Annotated in this window: 10 protein-coding genes; 7 read left to right on the plus strand and 3 right to left on the minus strand. The window is 64.2% G+C overall.

The window, feature by feature from the left end; genetic code table 11:
• Positions 1-286: 286 nt before the first annotated feature.
• The 3 genes from trhO (at position 287) to EN939_RS11315 (ending at position 3,076) form a co-directional block, all read left to right on the plus strand.
• Positions 287-1,207, plus strand: coding sequence for an oxygen-dependent tRNA uridine(34) hydroxylase TrhO (trhO, locus tag EN939_RS11305; RefSeq protein WP_127268076.1), 921 nt, complete (start codon positions 287-289; stop codon positions 1,205-1,207).
• A 117-nt stretch (positions 1,208-1,324) separates the two neighbouring features.
• Positions 1,325-2,062: a tellurite resistance TerB family protein gene (locus EN939_RS11310; protein ID WP_127268077.1), complete on the plus strand. Its 738-nt coding sequence runs from the start codon at positions 1,325-1,327 to the stop codon at positions 2,060-2,062.
• Positions 2,063-2,320: 258 nt separating this feature from the next.
• Positions 2,321-3,076 (plus strand): SDR family oxidoreductase, encoded by a 756-nt coding sequence (locus EN939_RS11315; protein ID WP_127268078.1) that lies wholly within the window; start codon positions 2,321-2,323, stop codon positions 3,074-3,076.
• On the opposite strand, the gene EN939_RS11320 is transcribed toward EN939_RS11315, so the two are convergent.
• A complete protein-coding gene (locus EN939_RS11320; protein ID WP_127268079.1) occupies positions 3,077-3,442 on the minus strand; it encodes a YciI family protein in 366 nt (121 codons plus the stop codon). It abuts the gene before it with no gap.
• A gap of 151 nt (positions 3,443-3,593) precedes the next feature.
• Positions 3,594-4,778, minus strand: a complete 1,185-nt coding sequence (locus EN939_RS11325) for a pyridoxal phosphate-dependent aminotransferase (protein WP_127268080.1) — start codon at positions 4,776-4,778, stop codon at positions 3,594-3,596.
• 83 nt (positions 4,779-4,861) lie between these two features.
• On the opposite strand from EN939_RS11325, the gene EN939_RS11330 reads away from it, so the two are divergent.
• The 4 genes from EN939_RS11330 (at position 4,862) to denD (ending at position 7,835) form a co-directional block, all read left to right on the plus strand.
• On the plus strand, positions 4,862-5,548 hold the full coding sequence (locus EN939_RS11330; protein WP_127268081.1) for a GNAT family N-acetyltransferase: 687 nt from the start codon (positions 4,862-4,864) through the stop codon (positions 5,546-5,548).
• 10 nt (positions 5,549-5,558) lie between these two features.
• Positions 5,559-6,539: a cation diffusion facilitator family transporter gene (locus tag EN939_RS11335; protein WP_127268082.1), complete on the plus strand. Its 981-nt coding sequence runs from the start codon at positions 5,559-5,561 to the stop codon at positions 6,537-6,539.
• 89 nt (positions 6,540-6,628) lie between these two features.
• Complete coding sequence (locus EN939_RS11340) at positions 6,629-6,841, plus strand: hypothetical protein (protein ID WP_127268084.1); 213 nt, start codon at positions 6,629-6,631, stop codon at positions 6,839-6,841.
• Between the two features lie 16 nt (positions 6,842-6,857).
• The gene (denD, locus tag EN939_RS11345; protein WP_127268083.1) at positions 6,858-7,835 is read left to right on the plus strand and encodes a D-erythronate dehydrogenase; all 978 of its coding nucleotides are present in this window, start codon (positions 6,858-6,860) and stop codon (positions 7,833-7,835) included.
• 23 nt (positions 7,836-7,858) lie between these two features.
• On the opposite strand, the gene EN939_RS11350 is transcribed toward denD, so the two are convergent.
• Positions 7,859-8,820, minus strand: a 962-nt coding sequence (locus tag EN939_RS11350; RefSeq protein ID WP_164750948.1) for a nickel/cobalt transporter, incomplete at its 5' end; no start/stop codon positions are given.

The following is an 8,820-nucleotide window of genomic DNA, read 5'->3' on the forward strand; positions in this document are numbered from 1 at the left end:
GTGTCTCTCCGTGGCGTGGACAATTCAACCGATTAGCAGAAGGCCGTTTTCCTGTCCACGAAGCCGGCCGTGTCGCGATGTCACGTGTCGCCCATGCTCGCCAAGCTTAGCGCGGCTGCCAGCTCGGCGGTGCCGGCAGCTTTGTCAGGATAGGAATTTTTTCTTGACTCCCTGATCTCAGCTATGGTACAAATTCGCCTATGGTGCAGATTTGCGCCCGGGACCTCCGAACAGGATGCCTGCTTTGCCTTGAATAGGCTTTCGTGAGCGTCTAGTGGCTTCGGCAATGACATCACTTCCACCCTTCCGCGTCGCAGCGCTCTACCGGTTTGCCCGGCTCGACGCTTTCGAAGAACTGCGCGCGCCGCTCGCCGCCTTCTGCTGCGGGCGCGGCATCAAGGGCACGCTGCTGCTGGCGCATGAAGGCATCAACGGCACCGTCGCCGGCAGCGAGGCGGCAATTGCCGAACTGATCTTGTATCTCGAAGCCATCGAAGGGCTGGCGGGCCTCGAGGTCAAGTACAGCGCAGCCGCGGACATGCCGTTCCACCGCATGAAGGTGCGGCTGAAGCGCGAGATCGTTACCATGGGTGTCGATGACATCGATCCTTCGAAAAGTGCCGGCACCTATGTCGCGCCGGCCGACTGGAACGCGCTGATTTCGCAGCCCGGCACTGTCGTCATCGACACGCGCAATGCCTACGAGGTGTCGATCGGCACATTCAGGGGTGCGATCGACCCGGCCACCGCAAGCTTCCGCGAGTTCCCGGCCTGGGTGGAGGCGCACCGGGGGGAACTCGAAGGCCGCAAGGTGGCGATGTTCTGCACCGGCGGCATTCGCTGCGAAAAGGCAACCGCCTATGTCAAATCGCTCGGCTTCGAGGATGTCTTCCATCTCAAGGGCGGCATTCTCAAGTATCTCGAAGAGGTTCCGGCCGAACAGAGCCTCTGGCAAGGCGAGTGCTTCGTCTTCGACGAGCGCGTTTCGGTGTCGCACGGCCTCGCCGAGGGCGAAGCGGAACTGTGCCGCGCCTGCCGCCACCCGCTGACACCGGGCGACCTGACGTCGCCCAAATTCGCCGCCGGTATTTCCTGCCCGCATTGTTTCGATGCGCGTTCGAACGAGGACCGCCAGCGTTATGCCGAGCGCCAGCGCCAGGTCGAGCTTGCGCAGGCGCGGGGCAGAGAGCCGCATATCGGCTCCTGATCCGGGCATCAAGCTGCTGCAAAGCGGCCGCCTGTCATTGCAATGTCAAGTTTCGGGACCTACGTCTTCGACGTTCGAAACCTGCCCGTTCGGCCGGGCAAATCCTGGAGGCACTGAATGTTCGATCCCAAGAAGCTTCTCGACGATCTGCTCGGCTCGCAAATCCCCGGCACCAGCGGCACCGTCCGCGACAAGGCGGGGCAGGCCGTGCAGATGGCCAAGGACAATCCGCTGGCCGCCGGCGCACTGGCCGCCGTGCTGCTTGGAACTGGTGCCGGTCGTAACGTGACGGGCGCCGCGGTGAAGCTTGGCGGACTGGCCGCCATCGGCGGCCTCGCCTACAAGGCCTACCATAACTACAAGGCCGGCAACGCACCCGCCGAAGCACCGGCGGCCGGCGAACCGGAATTGCTGCCGCCGCCCAAGGACACCGCCTTCCACCCGTCGCAGGCGCCGCAAGGCGAGGACGAATTCACGCTGACCCTGATACGGGCGATGATCTCGGCGGCGAAGGCCGATGGCCATATCGACGATGAAGAGCGCCAGAAGATCGCCGGCAAGCTCAGCCTGGCCGGCATAGACTCCGATGCCGAAAAGTTCCTGATGGCGGAGCTGGCAAGCCCGCTCGACCTCGACACGCTGGTCGCCGGCGCCAAGACCGACGCGCAGAAGCTCGAACTCTACACGGCGTCGCGCCTGACCATCGATCCCGACACCCGCGCCGAGCGTGGCTACCTCGACCTGCTTGCAGGCCGGCTCGGCCTGCCGGACGCGCTGGTCGACCATGTCGAGGCAACGGTTTCGGCGGCCAAGGTGCCGGCCAAGGCAGGGACGTCACCCAATCCGCGCTGGTAGGCCAAAACGGCACAGGAGGCGCTTTCCGGGTTAACCTCTCGTTAACCCAGCAAGCGCATCATTCAACACAGTCGGATCGGCTTTTCCTCCTCCCAAGCCCGGTTCAGATCAGGGGCGGTCGCCAATGGCCGCCCTTTTTGTCGGCCCGATCGGATGGACACGCTTGCCATCGCCGCCGTCATTTGCGATGCCTTCCTTTTTCGAGCCAAACCCCGAAAATCAGTCGAGCAAGCGCAGCGCTGCCGGAGGACAACAGCCATGACCGAGCAAAGAACCGCCATCGTCACCGGGGCCGGCACGGGCATCGGCAAGAGCGTCGCCACGGCGCTGCTCAAGGCGGGCTGGAACACAGTGTTCTGCGGACGCCGCAAATCCGTGCTGGATGCAGCCGTGGCCGAGGCCGGGTCCACCGACGCCAAGGCCCTGGCGGTTGCCTGCGATATCAGCAAGGCAGGCGAGGTCGACGATCTGTTCGAGACCGTGGCGGCGGCCTTCGGCCGTGTCGACCTGCTCTTCAACAATGCCGGCATGGGCTACAAATCGACGCCGATCGACGAGATACCGGTCGAAGTGTGGAACGATATCGTCGGCGTCAACCTCACCGGTTCGTTCCTGTGTGCCCGTGCCGCCTTTGGCGCCATGCGCAAGCAGAAGCCGATGGGTGGCCGCATCATCAACAACGGTTCGGTGTCGGCCTATGCGCCGCGCCCGGGCTCGGTGCCCTACACGGCGACCAAGCATGCCATATCAGGGCTGACCAAGACGCTGGCGCTCGACGGCCGGCCTTATGACATCGCCTGCGGCCAGATCGACATCGGCAATGCGCTGACCGATATGGCGCAGCCGATGACGGTCGGCGTGCCGCAGGCCAACGGCTCCATATCAGCCGAAGCGGTGATGGATGTTCAGCGCGTCGCCGACGCCGTCGTCCACATGGCCAGCCTGCCGCTCGACGCCAACGTGCTGTTCATGACCGTGATGGCGACCAAGATGCCGTTTGTCGGGCGTGGCTAGTCATTCTCCCGGTAGCTCTGTGCCGGGCAGATAGAGCGCGATAGGACGGATCTCGTAGACGGCGGTCGGATTGACGCGACGAAAGTCGCGCGCGATAGCGATGGCATCGTCCCGCGTCGGGCAGTCGACGACATAGAGGCCGAGAAGCTGTTCCTTGGTTTCGGCGAAGGGGCCGTCGACGATCATGCCGTCGCGCAAGGTGCAGGCCGATTGTGTCGCGCCAAGCCGCGCCGACGGGCCAAGGCTGCCGTCGGCATAGAGCCCTTCATGGATCTTGAGCAAGTCAGCCATCAGCGCCGTATCTTCCTGCGGCGTCAGCGCCTTGATTGCGTCTTCCACATGATAGGCAAGGATTGCATAGAACATCCGATGTCACCCCACTTCGATCCTGATCCGAGGACCGTAGCCGTTCTCGACATGCACGCCCAGTCTTGGCCGCGCGCCTCCGGACGGCTCATGACACGGTCATGCCACAGCCGCAAATTGTCCGGAAGAGGACAGCGGGCCGCTTTCAAGCTTACTTCGCCAGGAAGGCCCCGATCCGTTCCAGCGCCCGCAAGATGTTCTCCTCGGAATTGGCGTAGGAGAGCCTGATATAGCCTTCGCCGAGAATGCCGAAATCGGGACCGCCGATCAGCGCCACGCCGGCCTCGTCGAGCAGCGCCGAGGCGAGCTTCTTGGCCTTCCAGCCGGTCTTCGAGACGTTGGGGAAAGCGTAGAACGCGCCCTTGGGCGTGATGCAGGACATGTTGGGCAGCGCGTTCAATCCCTCGACGACGATCTTCCGGCGGCGGTCGAAGGCGCGCATCATATTGGCGACATCGTCCTGCGGGCCGTCGATTGCCGCGATGCCGGCGAACTGGCTCGGCGCGTTGACGCAGGACCAGCAGTTGACAGCCAGCTTGCGCACCTTGTCGTAGAGATGGGCGCCCTTGTCGCCATTCGGCCAGATCGACCAGCCCATGCGCCAGCCGGTCATCGCCCAGGTTTTCGACCAGCCGTTGAGCACGATCAGCCGGTCACGGATCTCGGGAAAGCCGAGCAGCGAGCAATGCGTCTCGCCATCATAGGTCATGACGTCGTAGATCTCGTCGGAGAGGATGGCGACCTGCGGATGCGCCTCCAGCCCCTTGACCAGTTTCTCGATCTCGGCACGCGGCGTGACGCCGCCTGTCGGATTGGCGGGCGAGTTGAGGATCAGCAGCCTGGTCTTCGAGGTGATCAGCGCCAATGTCTCCTCGGCCGAGAAGGCAAAGCCGTTCTCCTCGCGCATCGGCACGGGAATAGGGGCTGCACCGGTGAACTCGATCATCGAGCGATAGATGGGAAAGCCCGGATCGGGATAGAGGATTTCGGCGCCAGGTTCGCCGAACATCAGGATCGCGGCGAACATGGTTGGCTTGCCGCCGGGCAGGATCATCACCGTTTCGGGCGATACTTCGACACCAGTGGTGGTCAGCGTGCGCCGCACCACCGCTTCGCGGGTCGCCAGCAGGCCATTGGCCGGCGTGTAGCCGTGATGGCCGTCGCGCAGCGCCTTGATCGCCGCCTCGACGATGTGCTGCGGCGTCTTGAAGTCCGGCTGGCCGATGCCGAGATTGACGATGTCGCGGCCTTGTTGGGCAAGTGCTGTGGCCCTCGCGAGCACGGCAAAGGCGTTTTCCTCGCCAAGGCGGTCGAAGGCCGAAATCGTGTGGAGCATTTTTCCCGTCCGTGTGGTTCTTGCTGTTGGGTCGCGTTTTTGTGAGCTTCGGCTGGCAAAAGTCAAACGGATTGGAGCTTTCGGTGTCGGAAAATCTCAGGGATTGGCAACCGCGCCCGCGGCCCGAACGCAAGACCATCGACGGAAGCACTGTCCGGCTCGAACCGCTGAGTGCCGCAAAACATGGCGATGGCCTCTATGAAGCGTCCTCCGTGTCCGACATCGACGGCCGCTTCGCCTGGTTGCCCGATTATCCGCCGGAGACCCGCGCCGCCTTCCAGCCATGGCTGGACAAGGTCGAGGCCAGCGAGGATCCGCTGTTCTTCACCGTCATCGACAAGCCCAGCGGCAAGGTCGCCGGACGCCAGACGCTGATGCGCATCGATCCGGCGTACGGCGTCATCGAGATCGGCAACATCTATTGGGGACCGCTCATCTCGCGCAAGCCGGGGGCGACCGAAGCGCAGTTCCTGTTCATGAAATACATCTTCGACGAACTCGGCTACCGCCGCTACGAATGGAAGTGCAACAACCGCAACGAGCCATCGAAGCGGGCCGCCGAACGGTTCGGCTTCAAGTTCGAAGGCATTTTCCGCCAGCATCTGATCGTCAAGGGTGAAAACCGCGACACTGCGTGGTATTCGATCATCGACAAGGAGTGGCCGGCGCTGCGCCGTGCCTACGAGGCATGGCTCGATCCGGCCAATTTCGATGGCGACGGCCAGCAGAAGCGACGGCTCGAGGATTGTCGCGCGGAATTCGGCGCCTAGGAGTTCGCCATTGGCACATACCCACGATCACAGCGGGCACGATCACATTGGGCACGATCATGGGCCCGGCCATGTCCATGGCTCGACCGACAAGAAACGCGTTCTGATCGCAGCCTGCCTGACCGGCGGCTTCATGGTCGCCGAAGCGCTTGGCGGCATCCTCACCGGCTCGCTGGCGCTGCTGGCCGATGCCGGCCACATGCTCGCTGACTCGATCGCGCTCGGCCTTGCCTGGTATGCCTTCCATCTGGCTGGCCGCCCGGCGACTGTTCGCCTCACCTATGGCTTCGGCCGGGTCAAGACGCTGGTGGCCTATACCAACGGCATTGCCATCTTCGTCATCGCGCTGTGGATCGTCTATGAGGCGTGGGGGCGCCTGCAGGCGCCGGCACCGGTGCTTGGCGGGCCGATGCTGGCGGTGGCGATCCTCGGCCTGCTGGTGAACATCGGCTCGTTCTTCGTGCTGCATGGCGGCGACCGCGAGAGCCTGAACATGCGCGGCGCCATCCTGCATGTGCTTGGCGACCTGCTCGGCTCGGCCGCGGCCATCGCGGCGGCGCTGGTCATACTGGCGACCGGCTGGACGCCGATCGACCCGATCCTGTCGGTCCTGGTCTCGCTGCTGATCCTCTACACGGCGTGGTCGCTGATGCGGGAAGCCGCCCATGTCCTGCTCGAGGGCGTGCCGCCAAGCCTCGACCGAGATCTGATCGCCCGGGATATCGAGGCGACGGTCCAGGGCGTGCGCGAAGTGCACCACATGCATGTCTGGTCGCTCGACGGGACCAGTAATATGGCGACGCTGCATGCCTGTCTCGACGAGGGCGTCGATGCGCATCAGGCGGTGAGTGCCGTCAAGAAGCGGCTTGCCAGCGAGCACGGCATCAGCCATGCCACCGTGGAACCGGAATTCGGCCAGTGCGCCGACGATGGCGAGCACGACCATGGGCACGAGCACGAAGCGGCTGCATATCACGACCACCATCACTAGGACCGATCGATTGATGTCGATTGGTCCTGCCTCGGGAGTTGCAAAACCTTGAAAACCAGCTTGATGAACACCCGCTGCCGTGGTGCGGCGTGATGGATCGTGACACCAGGAATGCTCTTATCGCTGCCGTGTGGATCATGCTTCTGTTTGGTATCGGCGCCTACTATCTGCCGACCGTAATGCTGGCACTCGGCAGCCTTTCGACGGTGCTGGCCGGCGCCTTTGGCATCGTCTTCGTGCTGGCGTTCTTCTCGGTGTTCTGGTTGCGGGCTCGCAGCCAGCGCAAAAATCAGGGTAAATAGGCAAGGGATTTTCGATATGCGCATTCTGATCACTGGCGCCGCGGGTATGGTCGGCCGCAAGCTCATCGCCCGGCTGGCCAAGGACGGCACGCTGCGCGGCCGCAAGATCACGGCGCTTGATTTACACGATATCGTGCCGCCACAGGCCCCGAGCCTGGATGGCGTCAGCGTCACGCTGCACACTGGCGATCTCGCCGAAGCAGGGGCCGCTGAGCGCCTGGTCGCATCGCGCCCCGGCGTCGTGTTCCATCTTGCCGGCATCGTGTCGGGCGAGGCGGAAGCGAATTTCGATCTCGGCTACCGCGTCAATCTCGATGGCACGCGGGCCCTGTTCGATGCCATCCGGCTGGCGGGCTTTGCGCCGCGCGTCGTCTTCACCTCGTCGATCGCGGTGTTCGGCGCGCCGTTCCCGGATGTCATTCCCGATGATTTCCATCCGACGCCGCTGACCTCCTACGGCACCCAGAAGCAGATGAGCGAAGCGCTGCTGGCCGACTATACCAGGCGCGGCTTCTTCGACGGTATCGGCATCCGGCTGCCGACGATCTGCGTGCGGCCGGGCAAGCCGAACAAGGCGGCGTCCGGCTTCTTCTCCGGCATCATCCGCGAGCCGTTGAGCGGCCACGAAGCGATCCTGCCGGTGCCGCGCTCGGTCGTGCACACGCATGCCAGCCCGCGCTCGGCGGTGAACTTCCTGATCCATGCGGCAGGGATCGACGGCAGCGCAGTCGGGCCGCGCCGCAACCTGACGATGCCCGGCGTTGCCGTCACCGTCGGCGAGCAGATCGAGGCGCTGGAACGCATCGCCGGGCCGAAGGCGGTAAGCCTGATCCGCGAGGTTCCGGATGAGACGATCTGGGCGATCGTCAAGGGCTGGCCGACGCGCTTCGAGGCAAAGCGGTCACGGGAGCTCGGCTTCAGCGCCGAAAAGAGTTTTGACGAGATCATCCGCGCTCACATCGAGGATGAGCTCGGCGGCAAGATCGCGGGTTAAACTCCGAACCTCGTGGCGCCGGCCTATCCGCCGCTCGCCAAACTCGCCGACAGCAGCAGCAGTCCGAACAGGAACACAAACGCCGCGCCGCCGATCTCGACGATCGAGTGGATGCGGTTGCCCATGCGGCCGTCGCCGGCGAAATACACCGCCCAGTTCTTGGCGGTCACCGCCAGTGTCGCCAGTGCCGATACGGTGATGGCGGTGCCCAGCGACATCGCCAGCACCGACAGCAAACCGCCGAGCCAGAGGCCGTTGAGCAAGGCGAAGCTCAGCACGATCAGGGCGCCGGAGCAGGGGCGGATGCCGACCGCCGCCACCGCCGTCCACGCCGTGCGCCAGTCGAAGCGGTCGCCCGACAGCAGCGCCGGATCGGGTGCGTGCGAATGGCCGCAGGTATCGCAGACTTCGCCGGCCGCGTGATCGTGATGAGCGTGATCGTGTTCGGCATGATCGTGATGATCGTGCGAAGGGCCGTGCACATGGTCATGCGCGTGTGGCGCGTGCGAATGAGCATGCGCCGAATGGCTGGGAGCTGCATGGGAGTGACCGGCATGCGAATGCGCGCCGTGCGAATGGCCCCCATGAGAATGACCCCCATGAGAATGACCGGCGTGAGAATGGCCGGCATGAGCCGCCGACAGGCTGTAGGCCGGGCCCTTGCCGAACAGACGCAGGACGGCGGGGCCGAGTTTGCGCCACAGCAGCCAGGCGCCGAACAGGGTGACGAAGACAAAGCTCATGATCTCCATGAACCAGGCCGCGTCCGTCATCGAGACGGAGGTGCCGCGCAGGACGAAATAGGCGACCCCCATCACCGCGATCGCGGTCAGGCCCTGCAGCAGCGCCGAGACGAAGGACAAGAGGATGCCGCGCCGCAACGCCACTTCATTGGCCACCATGTAGGACGAGATCACGGCCTTGCCGTGGCCGGGGCCGGCGGCATGGAAAATACCGTAGGCGAAGGACAGGCCGACGAGTATCC

Origin of the sequence: Mesorhizobium sp. M7A.F.Ca.CA.002.05.1.1, from assembly GCF_003998335.1 — a bacterium.
GTDB lineage: Bacteria > Pseudomonadota > Alphaproteobacteria > Rhizobiales > Rhizobiaceae > Mesorhizobium.